Source organism: Streptomyces sp. NPDC096079, assembly GCF_040303145.1.
GTDB lineage: Bacteria > Actinomycetota > Actinomycetes > Streptomycetales > Streptomycetaceae > Streptomyces.
On the sequence record NZ_JBEOST010000001.1, the window covers coordinates 524,726 to 538,698 of the forward strand.

A 13,973-nucleotide genomic window follows, 5' to 3' on the forward strand; every position below is an offset into this window, starting at 1 on the left:
TGTCACCGCCCGCGTCGGTCCGGCCCAACCGGTTTAGGATGCGCGGCATGAGCTTTGGGGGACCGCAGTGGCCGCAGGAGCCGCAGCAGCAGGGGCAGCAGGGGTACGGACAGCAGCCCGGGTACGGGCCGCAGGGCCAGGGACAGCAGCAGGGGGACGGAAGCGGGTACGGGTACCCGCAGCCCCAGCAGCAGGGCGGTGGGTACGGGTACCCGCCCCAGCAGCAGGGCGGCGGCTACGGCTACCCGCCCCAGCAGCCCGCGCAGCCGAACCCGTTCCCGGGCGCGCAGGGCAGCGGTGACACCCCCGACTGGGGCGCCCTCGCCGACGCCTCGGCCTCGCGCGGCCGCCGCAAGCGCCTCCTGGTGATCGCCGGCGGCGTCCTCGCCGCGGTGGCCGTCGGCGCGATCGTGGCGACCGCCGTCGTGAGCACGAACAACAAGAACGACGAGGCCAAGAACGGCCCGCTCCCCACCGGCACGGTCTCCCCCACCGACGCCCCGACCCCCGATCCGACCTTCTCCTCGGTGGCGCCGCCGCCCCCGCCGAACCCGAAGGACTACATCTCGGACCCGAAGAAGGACAAGGCCCCGCTGACCGCGGAGGGCCTCTTCCCGGGCAAGAAGCTGACCATGAACGGCCGCCCGTACAAGAAGGGCGCGACCTCCTCGACCACGAACTGCGCGGCCGTCACCCAGGGCGGCCTCGGCGGCGTCCTGAAGCGGAACGGCTGCCAGCGGGTGCTGCGCGCCACCTACGTCGACGACGGGGTGGCGATCACCGTCGGCGTCGCCGTCTTCCCCTCCGAGGCGGCCGCCCAGAAGGCGAAGGAGCAGGCCGTCGGCGGCATCGCGCCGCTGGTCGGCTCGGGCGTGGGTGACTTCTGCCACGCCACCGTCTGCCTGCGCCGCTCGAACGCGATCGGCCGGTACGCGTACTTCACCCAGGCCGGCTTCGCCAACGGCAAGAAGGTCACCAAGGCCGACAAGCCGGTCTTCCAGGCCAGCGACGACCTCGGCACCTTCGCCTTCAACCAGATCTACGCCCGGGGACGCTCCCAGGCCTCAGCAGCAGCCGGCGCTCCCCGGGAGTGACCGCTTGTTGCGGGCCTCCCGGCTGCGGGCGGCGAGCAGCTCGTCCGCCGGGTAGCCGACCTCTTCGAGGGTGAGGCCGTGCGGCCGCACGACGTGGACGGCCGAGTCCCGGACACCGGCGGCCAGCACCTTGCCGGGCCAGTCGACCGGGCGGTGGCCGTCGCCGACGAAGAGCAGGGCGCCGACGAGCGAGCGGACCATGTTGTGGCAGAAGGCGTCCGCCTTCACGGTCGCCTCCAGGACGCCGTCGTCCCGCCGCTCCCAGCGCAGCACCTGGAGCGTGCGGATCGTGGTGGCGCCCTCGCGCTTCTTGCAGTACGCGGCGAAGTCGTGCTCGCCGACGAGCGCGGTGGCGGCCTCGTTCATGGCGTCCATGTCGAGGGCCCAGTCGTGCCACAGCACGTGCCCTCGCAGCAGCGGGTCGACACCGCCGGGGTTGTCGGTGACGCGGTAGGCGTAGCGGCGCCAGACGGCCGAGAACCGGGCGTTGAAGCCCGCCGGGGCCTCCGCCACGCTCCACACCCGCACATCGTGCGAGAGCCGCCCCGCGAGCCGCCGCAGCAGCTTGTCCCGGTGCTCGGCCCACACGTCCTCGGGCAGGTCGACGTGGGCGACCTGGCCGCGCGCGTGCACCCCGGCGTCGGTGCGGCCGGCGACGGTCAGCTCGTACGTCTCCCTGGACCGGGTCACGGTCCGCAGGGCGTCCTCGATCTCGCCCTGTACGGTCCGCTGCCCCTGGGCCTGCTTGGCCCAGCCGGAGAAGTCCTTGCCGTCGTACGAAAGGTCAAGGCGTACCCGTACGAACCCGTCCTGCACGTCATCGCTCACGCGAAGATCCTCTCAAACACACGACGAACACACGGGAACGGGCCCGCACCCCTGGGGGTGCGGGCCCGCTCACGAGAAACGGAGGAAACGCTTACGCGTCCTTCGACTCCTCGGCCGGAGCCTCGGCGGCCGCGTCGGCCTCCTTGACGGCGCGCACGGTGGCGGCCTCGGCCTCGGCGACGGTCGCCTTCTTGGCGATCTCGCCCTCGACCAGCTCGATCACGGCCATCGGGGCGTTGTCGCCACGACGGTTGCCGATCTTGGTGATGCGGGTGTAGCCACCCGGACGCTCCGTGTAACGCGGGGCGATCTCGGTGAAGAGGGTGTGGACGACGCCCTTGTCGGTGATCGTCTGCAGCACCAGGCGACGGTTGTGGATGTCGCCCTTCTTCGCCTTGGTGATCAGGCGCTCGGCGACCGGACGCAGGCGACGGGCCTTGGCCTCGGTCGTGGTGATGCGGCCGTGCTCGAAGAGCGACTTCGCCAGGTTGGCGAGGAGCAGCTTCTCGTGCGCGGCGGAACCGCCGAGGCGGGCACCCTTCGCGGGACGCGGCATGGTGTTTCTCCTTGTGATCTGCACCGGCCGTATGAGGTACCGATGTCAGTGTCCGAGCGGGCGGTCACCCGTCGGAGATCCGGCCGCGCCCCGAAGGGGCGAGGCCGGAAGGGGCACGGGGAACTGCGCGATCAAGCACAGCGCACCCGCGCCCACGTACGGACCGTGAGGTCCGAGCTCTTAGTACTGCTCGGTCTCGACGAACCCGGCGTCCGCGTCGTCGTCGGCGCCGAAGGCGTCGGCGGCGGCGGTCGGGTCGAATCCGGGCGGCGAGTCCTTCAGCGCGAGGCCCATACCGGCCAGCTTCGCCTTGACCTCGTCGATCGACTTCGCACCGAAGTTGCGGATGTCGAGCAGGTCGGCCTCGGAGCGGGCGACGAGCTCACCCACGGAGTGGATGCCCTCACGCTTGAGGCAGTTGTAGGAGCGGACCGTGAGCTCCAGCTCCTCGATCGGCAGCGCCAGGTCGGCGGCGAGGGCGGCGTCCGTCGGGGACGGACCCATGTCGATGCCCTCGGCGTCGATGTTCAGCTCGCGGGCGAGACCGAACAGCTCGACCAGGGTCTTGCCGGCGGACGCCATGGCGTCACGCGGGCGCATGGCCTGCTTGGTCTCGACGTCGACGATGAGCTTGTCGAAGTCGGTGCGCTGCTCGACTCGGGTCGCCTCGACCTTGTAGGTGACCTTCAGCACGGGGCTGTAGATGGAGTCGACCGGGATGCGGCCGATCTCCTGGCCGACCTGCTTGTTCTGGACGGCGGAGACGTAGCCGCGACCGCGCTCGACGGTCAGCTCCATCTCCAGCTTGCCCTTGCCGTTGAGCGTGGCGAGAACGAGGTCGGGGTTGTGCACCTCGACACCGGCCGGGGGCGCGATGTCGGCGGCGGTGACCAGACCCGGGCCCTGCTTGCGCAGGTACATCACGACCGGCTCGTCGTGCTCCGAGGAGACGACCAGCTGCTTGATGTTGAGGATGAGGTCGGTGACGTCCTCCTTGACGCCCGGCACGGTGGTGAACTCGTGCAGGACACCGTCGATGCGGATGCTGGTGACAGCGGCACCCGGGATCGAGGAGAGGAGGGTACGGCGCAGGGAGTTGCCGAGGGTGTAGCCGAAGCCCGGCTCCAGCGGCTCGATGACGAACCGGGAGCGGAACTCGTCGACGACCTCTTCGGTCAGCGACGGACGCTGAGCGATAAGCATGTCTGTGTTTCCTTCAGTCGTGGACGCCCACTATTTGACGCCCGACAAGTACTGCGTACTGCAAGGGTACGGGCGGCACGGTCCGAAGAGCCGTACCGCCCGAAGTCCTGTCAAGCAGCCCGTGCGTCAGACGCGGCGGCGCTTGGGGGGACGGCAGCCGTTGTGCGGCGTGGGGGTGACGTCCTGGATCGAACCGACCTCGAGGCCCGTGGCCTGGAGGGAGCGGATCGCGGTCTCACGGCCGGAGCCGGGACCCTTGACGAAGACGTCGACCTTGCGCATGCCGTGCTCCTGCGCGCGGCGGGCGGCCGACTCGGCGGCCATCTGCGCGGCGAAGGGGGTGGACTTGCGCGAGCCCTTGAAGCCGACGTGGCCGGCGGAGGCCCAGGAGATCACGTTGCCCGAGGGGTCCGTGATCGAGACGATCGTGTTGTTGAACGTGCTCTTGATGTGCGCGTGGCCGTGAGCGACGTTCTTCTTTTCCTTGCGGCGCACCTTCTTGGCAGCGCCCTGACGTCCCTTGGGGGGCATCTCTTACTCCTACGGGAGGTGGTCGGTCCTACAGCGAAGACCGCTTGGTCAAGCGTCCGCTGAGGACTACTTCTTGCCCGGCTTCTTCTTGCCGGCGATGGCGCGACGCGGGCCCTTGCGGGTACGAGCGTTCGTGCTGGTGCGCTGGCCGCGGACGGGCAGGCCACGACGGTGACGCAGGCCCTGGTAGCAGCCGATCTCGACCTTGCGGCGGATGTCGGCGGCGATCTCGCGGCGGAGGTCACCCTCGGTCTGGAGGTTGGCGTCCACGTACTCGCGGATCTTGACGAGGTCTTCCTCGGCAAGGTCGCGGACACGGGTGGACGGGTTCACGCCGGTCGCGGCGAGGATCTCCTCGGACCGGGTGCGCCCGATGCCGAAGACGTAGGTGAGTGCGACCACCACACGCTTTTCGCGCGGGATGTCAACACCGGAAACGCGTGCCATTCAATGGCTCCTGTGTTCTCGGGGGTCTGCTGCAGAACCGTTCCCGGCTGCCGTATGAGGTACAGGTCGGGTCCCCGGCCCCCGCCGGAGGTGCCGTCAACCGTGGGACACGATCGGACGGGCTCTGCGTATGTACGTATTGCTATGCGTCGCGCGAAGAACTGCGAAATGCAGGTCGGTCGGCGTGCGTCAGCCCTGGCGCTGCTTGTGGCGCAGGTTGTCGCAGATGACCATGACCCGGCCGTGACGGCGGATCACCTTGCACTTGTCGCAGATCTTCTTGACGCTCGGCTTGACCTTCATGGGATGTGAGGTTCTCCGGGTCAGTGCCACCACCCGCGCGCGGAGGCGGGGTGCGGGCAAGATCTACTTGTACCGGTAGACGATCCGGCCACGCGTCAGGTCGTACGGAGAGAGCTCCACGACGACCCGGTCGTCCGGGAGGATTCGGATGTAGTGCATCCGCATCTTGCCGGAGATGTGCGCGAGGACCTTGTGACCGTTCTGGAGCTCCACCTTGAACATGGCGTTCGGGAGGGACTCGATCACGGTGCCCTCGATTTCGATGGCACCTTGCTTCTTGGCCACGCTTCGCCTTTCGAATCGGCTACCTTGATCGACTCTCGCCGCCGTGTGCGGACACACGGGTACACGAGAGCCGACGCATCAGTCTACGTCAGGGCCCTGGAAAAGACGAATCGGGAAGTCTGCCCACGCTAGAAGATCATTACGCGAACACCGAATCGGCATCGGGCCCAGGACCTACGCCAGCGGGTCCGGCGCCGCCGTCACACCCAGCTCCGCCAGCTTCGCCTTGCCGCCGTCGACCGCCGTGAGGACCAGGGGGCCCTCCTCGGTGAGGGCGATGCTGTGCTCCCAGTGGGAGGACCAGGTGCCGTCGGTCGTGATGACCGTCCAGTCGTCCTTCAGGACCTCCGTCCGCGGCGTGCCCAGGGAGACCATCGGCTCGATCGCCAGGCAGAGGCCGGGGACCAGCTTCGGGCCCTTGCCGCGCTTGCGGGAGACGTAGTTCAGCAGGTGCGGGTCCATGTGCATCTCGGTGCCGATGCCGTGGCCGCCGTAGTCCTCGATGATCCCGTACCGGCCGAGGCTGTGGTCGCCGACGGCCGGCCGCGGCTGCCGCTTGATGTAGGTCTCGATCGCCTTCGAGATGTCCACCAGCCGGTTGCCGAGCCGCATCGCCGCGATGCCGGCCCACATCGACTCCTCGGTCACCCGGGAGAGCTCGATCAGCTCCGGGGCGTGACCGGTGCCCACGAAGGCCGTGTAGGCCGCGTCACCGTGCCAGCCGTCCACGATCGCGCCGCAGTCGATCGAGATGATGTCGCCGTCCTTGAGGACGGTCTTGTCGTCGGGGATGCCGTGGACGACGACCTCGTTCACCGAGGTGCAGATCGTCGCGGGGAAGCCGCCGTATCCGAGGAAGTTCGACTTCGCCCCGTGATCGGCGATGACCTTCCGCGCGACCTCGTCCAGGTCCTTCGTCGTGGCGCCCGGCACGGCCGCCTCGCGGGTCGCCGCGTGGATGGCGGCGACGACCAGCCCCGCCTCGCGCATCTTCGCGATCTGCTCGGGGGTCTTGATCTGCACCATCGTGGCCGCGGCCTTTCCATCGAGTACGGGGAACAGAACAACGATACGGCCGCGACGCCCCCGAGGGGCACCGCGGCCGTATCGAACGAACCAGGGGTTACTTCTTGAGCGCGGCCATCGCCTTGGCGGTGACCTCGTCCACCTTGCCGAGCGCCGAGATCGTCTCGACCAGGTTCTGCGCCCGGTAGTAGTCGATGATCGGCTCGGTCTCCGTGTGGTAGACCGACAGGCGCTTGCGGACGGTCTCCTCCGTGTCGTCGTCACGCTGGTACAGCTCGCCGCCGCAGACGTCGCAGACGCCCTCGGTCTTCGGAGCGTTGTACGTCACGTGGAAGACGTGCGCGGAGTCCTTGCGGCAGATGCGGCGACCCGCGATCCGCTTCACGACCTCGTCCTCGGGGACCTCCAGGTCCAGGACCGCGTCCAGCTCGATGCCGTCCGACTTGAGGAAGGCGTCCAGGGCCTGGGCCTGGGCCACGTTCCGGGGGAAGCCGTCGAGCAGGAAGCCGCCCTCGGCGTCCGCCTGGCGCATGCGGTCCTCGGCCATCCCGATCGTCACGGAGTCCGGCACGAGCTGGCCGGCCTTCATGTACGACTGCGCCTCTACGCCCAGCGGCGTGCCCTGCGAGATGTTGGCACGGAACAGGTCGCCCGTAGAGATGTGCGGGATGCCCAGGTTCTTGGCGAGGTACGCAGCCTGCGTGCCCTTACCCGCACCGGGCGGTCCGACGAGGACGATTCGCATCAGCGGAGGAACCCTTCGTAATTGCGCTGCTGGAGCTGGCTCTCGATCTGCTTCACGGTCTCCAGCCCCACACCCACGATGATCAGGATGCTCGTCCCGCCGAAGGGGAAGTTGGCATTGGCACCGCCGAAGCCTGCCAACGCCATCGTCGGCACAAGAGCGATCAGACCCAAGTACAGCGAGCCCGGCCAAGTGATCCGGTTGAGCACGTAGCTCAGATACTCGGCAGTAGGTCGACCAGCCCGGATACCCGGGATGAAGCCACCATACTTCTTCATGTTGTCCGCAACTTCCTCGGGGTTGAACGAGATCGCCACGTAGAAGAAGGCGAAGAACACGATCAGGAGGAAGTACGCGGCGATGTAGTAGGGGTGGTCACCCTTGACGAAGTGGGCTTCGATCCAGGTCTTCCACCCTGCGGTGGAGTTCGAGAACTGCGCGATCAAGGCCGGGATGTAGAGCAGCGACGACGCGAAGATGACGGGAATCACACCCGCCTGGTTCACCTTCAGCGGGATGTAAGTGGACGTTCCGCCGTAGGAGCGCCGGCCGATCATGCGCTTCGCGTACTGGACCGGGATGCGTCGCTGGGCCTGCTCGACGAAGACCACGAGGGCCACCATCACGAAGCCGATGAGGATGACGACGCCGAACTCGATCCAGCCCTGGGCGAGCTTGCCGCTCTTCTTGATGGCCCACAGGGCGCCCGGGAAGCCGGCCGCGATCGAGATGAACATCAGGATCGACATGCCGTTGCCGATGCCGCGGTCGGTGATCAGCTCACCGAGCCACATCACGACGCCGGTGCCCGCGGTCATGGTGATGACCATGGTGGCGATGGTGAAGATCGACTGGTCGGGCACGACCTGGTCGGCGACGATGCAGCCGCTGAAGAGCGCACCGCTCTTGGCGGTCGCGACGAGACCGGTGCCCTGGAGGATGGCGAGCGCCACGGTCAGGTACCGGGTGTACTGCGTGATCTTGGCAGTGCCGGACTGACCCTCCTTCTTGAGCGCTTCGAGGCGGGGGATCACGACGGTCAGCAGCTGCAGGATGATGCTCGCCGTGATGTACGGCATGATGCCGAGCGCGAAGATGGTGATCTGCAGCAGCGCTCCGCCACTGAACATGTTGACCAGGCCGAACAGGCTGTTGTTGCCCTCGCTGGCCTGCTTGACACACTGCTGGACGGCCTCGTAGCTGACGCCGGGGACCGGGATGTGGGCCCCGAGGCGGTACAGCACGATGATGGCGAGCGTGAAGAGCAGCTTCTTGCGCAGGTCGGGCGTCTTGAACGCCCGGGCGAACGCGGTGAGCACGGTGCCTCCTGCGACCCCCGCGCTATGCGTCAAGGGTGACGGTCTTGAGGTTCGACGATTGGGTATCGGTCATCAATCCCGTGCGGGCATACCGCACGGAGTCTAGACAGTGCACGCCACCTTACCGGCGACCATGCCCCCCTAGGAACGACCAGCCGGGGATACCCCTTTTGGGAGGCCGCAGGTACCCCGGATCGGGTTCACCTCCGACGGGCCGCGAGAGGCCCCCACGGGCCCGCGGCACGCTCTCCCCGGCATACGCACAAGCCCGGCCGGCTCCCCCGTGGGGGAACCGGCCGGGCTTGTTCAGCTGTCGACCGGAGCTCAGACGAGCTCGGTGACGGTGCCGCCGGCGGCGGCGATCTTCTCCTTGGCGGAGCCGGAGACGGCGTCGACCGTCACCTGCAGCGCCACGGAGACCTCGCCCTGGCCCAGGACCTTGACGAGCTGGTTCTTGCGAACGGCACCCTTGGCGACCAGGTCGGCCACCGTGACCTCGCCACCCTGCGGGTAGAGCGCGGTGAGCTTGTCCAGGTTCACGACCTGGTACTCGGTGCGGAAGGGGTTCTTGAAGCCCTTCAGCTTCGGCAGACGCATGTGGAGGGGCATCTGGCCACCCTCGAAGCGCTGCGGAACCTGGTAGCGGGCCTTCGTGCCCTTCGTACCACGACCGGCCGTCTTACCCTTGGACGCCTCACCACGACCCACACGGGTCTTGGCGGTCTTGGCGCCCGGGGCGGGACGGAGGTTGTGGGCCTTCAGCGGGTTGTTCTCCGCCATGTCAGTCAACCTCCTCGACCGTCACGAGGTGGCGGACGGTGTGCACCATGCCGCGGAACTCGGGGCGGTCCTCCTTGACAACCACGTCGTTGACCTTCTTGAGGCCGAGCGAACGCAGGGTGTCGCGGTGGTTCTGCTTGCTGCCGATGTACGACTTCGTCTGCGTGACCTTGAGGCGAGCCATTACGCACCCGCCCCAGCACGCGCACGGAGCAGAGCCGCGGGAGCGACGTCCTCGAGGGGCAGACCACGGCGAGCCGCGATCTCCTCGGGACGCTGCAGGCCCTTCAGGGCCTCCACGGTCGCGTGCACGATGTTGATCGCGTTGTCGGAGCCGAGCGACTTCGACAGGATGTCGTGAACGCCGGCGCACTCGAGCACGGCGCGCACCGGGCCACCGGCGATCACACCGGTACCGGGGGAAGCCGGCTTGAGCAGGACGACGCCCGCGGCCTTCTCGCCCTGGATCGGGTGAGGGATGGTGCCCTGGATGCGGGGAACCTTGAAGAAGTTCTTCTTGGCTTCCTCGACGCCCTTGGCGATGGCCGCGGGAACTTCCTTGGCCTTGCCGTAACCGACACCTACGGTGCCGTCACCGTCACCCACCACGACGAGCGCGGTGAAGCTGAAGCGACGACCACCCTTGACAACCTTGGCGACGCGGTTGATCGCGACAACGCGCTCAACGTACGCGGTCTTCTCGGCGGCAGCGCCACCGTCGCGGCCCTTCCGGTCCCGCCGCTCGCCGCCACCGGCACCGCTTCCGCGGCGCTGGGGTCCAGCCATTGGATTACCTCTCTCTGTTACGTCCGTTAGTCCCGGAACCGGGGCTTAGAACTTCAGCCCGGCTTCGCGGGCGGCGTCAGCCAGAGCGGCAATGCGCCCGGCGTACCTGTTGCCACCACGGTCGAACACGACAGCCTCGACACCGGCGGCCTTGGCGCGCTCGGCGACCAGGGAACCGACCTGCTTGGCCTGCGCGGACTTGTCACCCTCGCCACCGCGGATCGACGCGTCCAGGGTCGACGCGGACGCAAGGGTGTGGCCCTTGAGGTCGTCGATGACCTGAGCGGTGATACCGCGGTTGGAACGCGTCACGACGAGGCGCGGACGCTCCGCCGTACCCGACACGTTCTTGCGGATGCGGATGTGGCGGCGCTTCTTGGCGGCGCCCTTGTAGGCGTCGCCCTTGGCGATCTTCACACCGTATGCCATGGCTTACTTACCAGCCTTTCCGACCTTGCGGCGGATGACCTCGCCCGCGTACTTCACGCCCTTGGCCTTGTAGGGGTCGGGCTTGCGAAGCTTGCGGATGTTGGCGGCGACCTCGCCGACCTTCTGCTTGTCGATGCCCTCGACCGAGAACTTGGTCGGCGACTCGACCTTGAACGAGATGCCCTCGGGCGCCTCGATCAGGATCGGGTGGCTGTAGCCGAGCTGGAACTCCAGAGCGGAGCCCTTCGCGGCCACGCGGTAACCGACACCGCTGATCTCGAGCGCCTTGACGTAACCCTGGGTCACACCGGTGATCATGTTGGCCACCAGCGTGCGGGACAGGCCGTGGAGGGCCTTGTTCTGACGCTCGTCGTTCGGACGGTTGACGTTGAGCACGCCATCCTCGCCCTTAACGATCTCGATCGGCGCGGCGACGGTGTGGCTCAGGGTGCCCTTGGAACCCTTGACCGTGACCGTGCGGCCATCGATGGTGACGTCCACGCCGGCGGGAACCTGGATAGGCAGCTTGCCAATACGCGACATTAGCTATTCCTCCGTTCCCGACTACCAGACGTAGGCGAGGACTTCCCCACCTACGCCCTTCTTGCCTGCCTGCTGGCCGGTCAGGAGACCGTGGGACGTGGAGATGATCGCCACGCCCAGGCCGCCGAGAACCTTCGGCAGGTTGGTGGACTTCGCGTAAACCCGGAGACCGGGCTTCGAGATCCGCTTGATGCCCGCGATGGAGCGCTCACGGTTCGGACCGAACTTGAGCTCGAGGACGAGGTTCTTGCCGACCTCGGCGTCCTCGACCTTCCAGCCCGTGATGAAGCCCTCCTGCTGGAGGATTTCCGCGATGTGAGACTTGATCTTGCTGTGCGGCATCGTCACGGAGTCGTGGTATGCCGAGTTCGCGTTACGCAGACGAGTCAGCATGTCCGCGATCGGATCAGTCATGGTCATGAATTGGCCTTCGGCCTCTCTCGCCGGGGTTTCCTGTATGCGCCATCCCTCTCCCCACACAGGGGCGGGACGGGTGCGGCGCGGGGACCTACGGCGTAGTAAGTCGTACGGGCGGCGGACGCCCAACCCCACAAGCCTAAGGCATGCGGGGGTGGGCCTCCGCCGACCCAATGCTTACCGAGAGACTCCGGTTATCCCTAACGTCCAGAGGACAGAAGGGAGTTACCAGGAGCTCTTGGTCACGCCCGGCAGCTCGCCACGGTGAGCCATCTCACGGAGGCACACGCGGCACAGGCCGAACTTGCGGTACACGGAGTGGGGACGACCACAGCGCTGGCAGCGCGTGTAGCCACGCACGCCGAACTTGGGCTTGCGGGCAGCCTTCGCGATGAGAGCCTTCTTCGCCATCTCGCTTACGCCTCCTTGAACGGGAAGCCGAGGTGACGGAGAAGGGCGCGGCCCTCAGCGTCGTTGGTCGCCGTGGTCACCACGGTGATGTCCATACCCCGGACACGGTCGATCTTGTCCTGGTCGATCTCGTGGAACATGACCTGCTCCGTGAGACCGAAGGTGTAGTTGCCACGCCCGTCGAACTGCTTGGGGGACAGACCACGGAAGTCGCGGATGCGCGGGAGCGCGAGCGACAGGGTGCGGTCCAGGAACTCCCACATGCGGTCGCCACGGAGGGTGACGTGCGCACCGATCGGCTGGCCCTCACGCAGCTTGAACTGCGCGATGGACTTGCGAGCCTTGGTGACGGCCGGCTTCTGGCCGGTGATCGTGGTGAGATCGCGGATCGCACCGTCGATCAGCTTCGAGTCACGGGCGGCGTCGCCGACACCCATGTTGACCACGATCTTCACGAGGCCGGGAACCTGCATGACGTTCTCGTACGAGAACTCCTCACGCAGCTTGCCCGCGATCTCCTCGCGGTACTTCGTCTTGAGACGCGGAGTGGTGGTAGCCATCAGATGTCCTCACCCGTCCGCTTGGCAACGCGGATCTTGTTGCCCTCGTCGTCGAAGCGGTAACCGACACGCGTGACGACCTTCTTGCCGTCCTTCTCCACGACCAGCTGGACGTTGGAGACGTGGACCGGAGCCTCGGTCGTGACGATGCCACCGGCCTGCGACGGGCCGGCCTTGGTGTGCTTCTTGACCCGGTTGACACCCTCGACGAGGACACGGTTCTCGCGGGGGAAGGCCGTGATGACCTTGCCCTGCTTGCCCTTGTCCTTACCGGTGATGACCTGGACCAGGTCGCCCTTCTTGATCTTCATGCTTACAGCACCTCCGGCGCGAGCGAGATGATCTTCATGAACTTCTTCTCGCGCAGCTCACGGCCGACCGGGCCGAAGATACGGGTGCCACGAGGGTCGCCGTCGTTCTTGAGAATGACAGCGGCGTTCTCGTCGAAGCGGATGTACGAGCCGTCCTGGCGGCGGCGCTCCTTGACGGTGCGAACGATGACCGCCTTGACGACGTCACCCTTCTTCACGTTGCCACCGGGGATCGCGTCCTTGACGGTGGCGACGATGACGTCACCGATGCCCGCGTAGCGGCGACCCGAGCCACCGAGAACACGGATGCAAAGGATCTCCTTGGCACCAGTGTTGTCGGCGACACGCAGTCGCGACTCCTGCTGGATCACGTCTATCTCCTGATTTGTCTGCCGGTTCCCGGCCGGGGCTTCCGAAGAAGCCCCGGCCGAGCCTGGCGGAACTGACCCGAGGGAAACCCCTCAGGTAATTACTTGGCCTTCTCGAGGATCTCGACGACGCGCCAGTGCTTCGTGGCGGACAGCTTCCGGGTCTCCATCAGGAGGACGCGGTCGCCGATGCCGGCAGCGTTCTGCTCGTCGTGAGCCTTGAGCTTGTTCGTACGGCGGATGACCTTGCCGTACAGCGCGTGCTTGACGCGGTCCTCGACAGCGACGACGACGGTCTTGTCCATCTTGTCGCTGACGACCAGGCCCTCGCGGACCTTGCGAGCGTTGCGCTCGGTCTTCTCAGTCACGTTGCTCTCGCTCATCAGGCGTTCTCCACCGTCTCGATGCCCAGCTCACGCTCACGCATCAGGGTGTAGATCCGGGCGATGTCCTTACGGACGGACTTGAGCCGACCGTGGTTCTCGAGCTGACCCGTCGCCGCCTGGAAGCGGAGGTTGAACAGCTCTTCCTTGGCCTCGCGGAGCTTGTTGAGAAGCTCCTCGTTGCCCAGCTCGCGCAGCTCGGACGCCTTGGTACCGGCCGACATCACAGCTCACCTGCTTCGCGCTTCACGATCTTGCACTTCATCGGCAGCTTGTGGGCCGCACGGGTCAGGGCCTCGCGCGCGATCTTCTCGTTCGGGTAGGACAGTTCGAACATCACCCGACCCGGCTTGACGTTCGCGATCCACCACTCCGGAGAACCCTTACCGGAACCCATGCGGGTCTCGGCGGGCTTCTTCGTCAGCGGGCGGTCCGGGTAGATGTTGATCCAGACCTTGCCGCCACGCTTGATGTGGCGGGTCATCGCGATACGAGCCGCCTCGATCTGGCGGTTGGTCACGTAAGCCGGCGTGAGGGCCTGAATGCCGTACTCGCCGAACGCAACCTGCGTACCACCCTTGCTGGCGCCGGAGCGCTTCGGGTGGTGCTGCTTGCGGTGCTTGACCCTACGGGGGATCAGCATGTCGG

The 13,973-nt window shown here is 66.9% G+C and carries 24 protein-coding genes; 1 reads left to right on the plus strand and 23 read right to left on the minus strand.

Annotated elements, in window-relative coordinates:
* Window positions 1-47: 47 nt before the first annotated feature.
* Window positions 48-1,094, plus strand: a complete 1,047-nt coding sequence (locus ABTY59_RS02425; RefSeq protein WP_352017036.1) for a hypothetical protein — start codon at window positions 48-50, stop codon at window positions 1,092-1,094.
* Here ABTY59_RS02425 and truA read toward each other — a convergent pair.
* The 23 genes from truA to rplP form a co-directional block, all read right to left on the minus strand.
* The gene (gene truA / locus ABTY59_RS02430; RefSeq protein ID WP_352017037.1) at window positions 1,065-1,922 is read right to left on the minus strand and encodes a tRNA pseudouridine(38-40) synthase TruA; all 858 of its coding nucleotides are present in this window, start codon (window positions 1,920-1,922) and stop codon (window positions 1,065-1,067) included. The genes ABTY59_RS02425 and truA overlap by 30 nt on opposite strands.
* Before the next feature lie 91 nt (window positions 1,923-2,013).
* Window positions 2,014-2,478 (minus strand): 50S ribosomal protein L17, encoded by a 465-nt coding sequence (rplQ, locus tag ABTY59_RS02435; RefSeq protein WP_352017038.1) that lies wholly within the window; start codon window positions 2,476-2,478, stop codon window positions 2,014-2,016.
* 180 nt (window positions 2,479-2,658) lie between these two features.
* Window positions 2,659-3,681 carry a DNA-directed RNA polymerase subunit alpha gene (locus ABTY59_RS02440; RefSeq protein ID WP_003966937.1) on the minus strand — a complete coding sequence of 341 codons (1,023 nt, stop codon included), beginning with the start codon at window positions 3,679-3,681 and terminating at the stop codon, window positions 2,659-2,661.
* A gap of 126 nt (window positions 3,682-3,807) precedes the next feature.
* A complete protein-coding gene (gene rpsK / locus ABTY59_RS02445; RefSeq protein WP_003956432.1) occupies window positions 3,808-4,212 on the minus strand; it encodes a 30S ribosomal protein S11 in 405 nt (134 codons plus the stop codon).
* Window positions 4,213-4,278: 66 nt separating this feature from the next.
* Entirely contained in the window at window positions 4,279-4,659 is a 381-nt protein-coding gene (gene rpsM / locus ABTY59_RS02450; RefSeq protein WP_015035595.1) for a 30S ribosomal protein S13, read from the minus strand.
* 189 nt (window positions 4,660-4,848) lie between these two features.
* Entirely contained in the window at window positions 4,849-4,962 is a 114-nt protein-coding gene (rpmJ, locus tag ABTY59_RS02455; RefSeq protein ID WP_003956441.1) for a 50S ribosomal protein L36, read from the minus strand.
* A 63-nt stretch (window positions 4,963-5,025) separates the two neighbouring features.
* A complete protein-coding gene (infA, locus tag ABTY59_RS02460; RefSeq protein ID WP_003956442.1) occupies window positions 5,026-5,247 on the minus strand; it encodes a translation initiation factor IF-1 in 222 nt (73 codons plus the stop codon).
* A 174-nt stretch (window positions 5,248-5,421) separates the two neighbouring features.
* The gene (gene map / locus ABTY59_RS02465; RefSeq protein WP_352017039.1) at window positions 5,422-6,273 is read right to left on the minus strand and encodes a type I methionyl aminopeptidase; all 852 of its coding nucleotides are present in this window, start codon (window positions 6,271-6,273) and stop codon (window positions 5,422-5,424) included.
* Window positions 6,274-6,370: 97 nt separating this feature from the next.
* Entirely contained in the window at window positions 6,371-7,018 is a 648-nt protein-coding gene (locus ABTY59_RS02470; RefSeq protein WP_093874530.1) for an adenylate kinase, read from the minus strand.
* Window positions 7,018-8,337, minus strand: a complete 1,320-nt coding sequence (secY, locus tag ABTY59_RS02475) for a preprotein translocase subunit SecY (protein WP_352017040.1) — start codon at window positions 8,335-8,337, stop codon at window positions 7,018-7,020. Before secY ends, ABTY59_RS02470 begins: the two co-directional genes overlap by 1 nt.
* 324 nt (window positions 8,338-8,661) lie before the next feature.
* Window positions 8,662-9,117, minus strand: a complete 456-nt coding sequence (gene rplO, locus ABTY59_RS02480) for a 50S ribosomal protein L15 (protein ID WP_093874532.1) — start codon at window positions 9,115-9,117, stop codon at window positions 8,662-8,664.
* 1 nt (window position 9,118) lies between these two features.
* Entirely contained in the window at window positions 9,119-9,301 is a 183-nt protein-coding gene (rpmD, locus tag ABTY59_RS02485) for a 50S ribosomal protein L30 (RefSeq protein WP_015035589.1), read from the minus strand.
* Window positions 9,301-9,903: a 30S ribosomal protein S5 gene (gene rpsE, locus ABTY59_RS02490; RefSeq protein ID WP_015035588.1), complete on the minus strand. Its 603-nt coding sequence runs from the start codon at window positions 9,901-9,903 to the stop codon at window positions 9,301-9,303. Before rpsE ends, rpmD begins: the two co-directional genes overlap by 1 nt.
* 45 nt (window positions 9,904-9,948) lie before the next feature.
* Window positions 9,949-10,332, minus strand: coding sequence for a 50S ribosomal protein L18 (gene rplR, locus ABTY59_RS02495; protein WP_056651228.1), 384 nt, complete (start codon window positions 10,330-10,332; stop codon window positions 9,949-9,951).
* A 3-nt stretch (window positions 10,333-10,335) separates the two neighbouring features.
* Window positions 10,336-10,875, minus strand: a complete 540-nt coding sequence (gene rplF, locus ABTY59_RS02500; protein ID WP_073810162.1) for a 50S ribosomal protein L6 — start codon at window positions 10,873-10,875, stop codon at window positions 10,336-10,338.
* A gap of 21 nt (window positions 10,876-10,896) precedes the next feature.
* Window positions 10,897-11,295: a 30S ribosomal protein S8 gene (rpsH, locus tag ABTY59_RS02505; protein WP_015035585.1), complete on the minus strand. Its 399-nt coding sequence runs from the start codon at window positions 11,293-11,295 to the stop codon at window positions 10,897-10,899.
* Window positions 11,296-11,517: 222 nt separating this feature from the next.
* Window positions 11,518-11,703 carry a type Z 30S ribosomal protein S14 gene (locus ABTY59_RS02510; RefSeq protein WP_003948630.1) on the minus strand — a complete coding sequence of 62 codons (186 nt, stop codon included), beginning with the start codon at window positions 11,701-11,703 and terminating at the stop codon, window positions 11,518-11,520.
* Between the two features lie 5 nt (window positions 11,704-11,708).
* Window positions 11,709-12,266 carry a 50S ribosomal protein L5 gene (rplE, locus tag ABTY59_RS02515; RefSeq protein WP_099054322.1) on the minus strand — a complete coding sequence of 186 codons (558 nt, stop codon included), beginning with the start codon at window positions 12,264-12,266 and terminating at the stop codon, window positions 11,709-11,711.
* Window positions 12,263-12,574 (minus strand): 50S ribosomal protein L24, encoded by a 312-nt coding sequence (gene rplX, locus ABTY59_RS02520; protein ID WP_015035583.1) that lies wholly within the window; start codon window positions 12,572-12,574, stop codon window positions 12,263-12,265. The genes rplE and rplX overlap by 4 nt, the downstream gene beginning before the upstream one ends.
* Window positions 12,575-12,576: 2 nt before the next feature.
* Window positions 12,577-12,945, minus strand: coding sequence for a 50S ribosomal protein L14 (gene rplN / locus ABTY59_RS02525; protein ID WP_003956455.1), 369 nt, complete (start codon window positions 12,943-12,945; stop codon window positions 12,577-12,579).
* A 98-nt stretch (window positions 12,946-13,043) separates the two neighbouring features.
* On the minus strand, window positions 13,044-13,325 hold the full coding sequence (gene rpsQ / locus ABTY59_RS02530; RefSeq protein ID WP_030208995.1) for a 30S ribosomal protein S17: 282 nt from the start codon (window positions 13,323-13,325) through the stop codon (window positions 13,044-13,046).
* Complete coding sequence (rpmC, locus tag ABTY59_RS02535; protein WP_017239580.1) at window positions 13,325-13,549, minus strand: 50S ribosomal protein L29; 225 nt, start codon at window positions 13,547-13,549, stop codon at window positions 13,325-13,327. The genes rpsQ and rpmC overlap by 1 nt, the downstream gene beginning before the upstream one ends.
* The gene (gene rplP / locus ABTY59_RS02540; RefSeq protein ID WP_017239579.1) at window positions 13,549-13,968 is read right to left on the minus strand and encodes a 50S ribosomal protein L16; all 420 of its coding nucleotides are present in this window, start codon (window positions 13,966-13,968) and stop codon (window positions 13,549-13,551) included. The genes rpmC and rplP overlap by 1 nt, the downstream gene beginning before the upstream one ends.
* Window positions 13,969-13,973: the final 5 nt, after the last annotated feature.

Coding starts and splice junctions, on each gene's coding strand:
- rpsK (WP_003956432.1), bottom strand. CDS start 4,212: ATGCCCCCCAAGGGACGTCAGGGCGCTGCCAAGAAGGTGCGCCGCAAG.
- rplP (WP_017239579.1), bottom strand. CDS start 13,968: ATGCTGATCCCCCGTAGGGTCAAGCACCGCAAGCAGCACCACCCGAAG.
- rplQ (WP_352017038.1), bottom strand. CDS start 2,478: ATGCCGCGTCCCGCGAAGGGTGCCCGCCTCGGCGGTTCCGCCGCGCAC.
- rpmD (WP_015035589.1), bottom strand. CDS start 9,301: ATGGCTCGCCTCAAGGTCACGCAGACGAAGTCGTACATCGGCAGCAAG.
- rplR (WP_056651228.1), bottom strand. CDS start 10,332: ATGGCATACGGTGTGAAGATCGCCAAGGGCGACGCCTACAAGGGCGCC.
- rplF (WP_073810162.1), bottom strand. CDS start 10,875: ATGTCGCGTATTGGCAAGCTGCCTATCCAGGTTCCCGCCGGCGTGGAC.
- ABTY59_RS02470 (WP_093874530.1), bottom strand. CDS start 7,018: ATGCGAATCGTCCTCGTCGGACCGCCCGGTGCGGGTAAGGGCACGCAG.
- ABTY59_RS02510 (WP_003948630.1), bottom strand. CDS start 11,703: ATGGCGAAGAAGGCTCTCATCGCGAAGGCTGCCCGCAAGCCCAAGTTC.
- rplO (WP_093874532.1), bottom strand. CDS start 9,117: ATGGCGGAGAACAACCCGCTGAAGGCCCACAACCTCCGTCCCGCCCCG.
- ABTY59_RS02425 (WP_352017036.1), top strand. CDS start 48: ATGAGCTTTGGGGGACCGCAGTGGCCGCAGGAGCCGCAGCAGCAGGGG.
- rpmC (WP_017239580.1), bottom strand. CDS start 13,549: ATGTCGGCCGGTACCAAGGCGTCCGAGCTGCGCGAGCTGGGCAACGAG.
- rpsM (WP_015035595.1), bottom strand. CDS start 4,659: ATGGCACGCGTTTCCGGTGTTGACATCCCGCGCGAAAAGCGTGTGGTG.
- rpsH (WP_015035585.1), bottom strand. CDS start 11,295: ATGACCATGACTGATCCGATCGCGGACATGCTGACTCGTCTGCGTAAC.
- rplX (WP_015035583.1), bottom strand. CDS start 12,574: ATGAAGATCAAGAAGGGCGACCTGGTCCAGGTCATCACCGGTAAGGAC.
- map (WP_352017039.1), bottom strand. CDS start 6,273: ATGGTGCAGATCAAGACCCCCGAGCAGATCGCGAAGATGCGCGAGGCG.
- ABTY59_RS02440 (WP_003966937.1), bottom strand. CDS start 3,681: ATGCTTATCGCTCAGCGTCCGTCGCTGACCGAAGAGGTCGTCGACGAG.
- rpsQ (WP_030208995.1), bottom strand. CDS start 13,325: ATGAGCGAGAGCAACGTGACTGAGAAGACCGAGCGCAACGCTCGCAAG.
- rpsE (WP_015035588.1), bottom strand. CDS start 9,903: ATGGCTGGACCCCAGCGCCGCGGAAGCGGTGCCGGTGGCGGCGAGCGG.
- rpmJ (WP_003956441.1), bottom strand. CDS start 4,962: ATGAAGGTCAAGCCGAGCGTCAAGAAGATCTGCGACAAGTGCAAGGTG.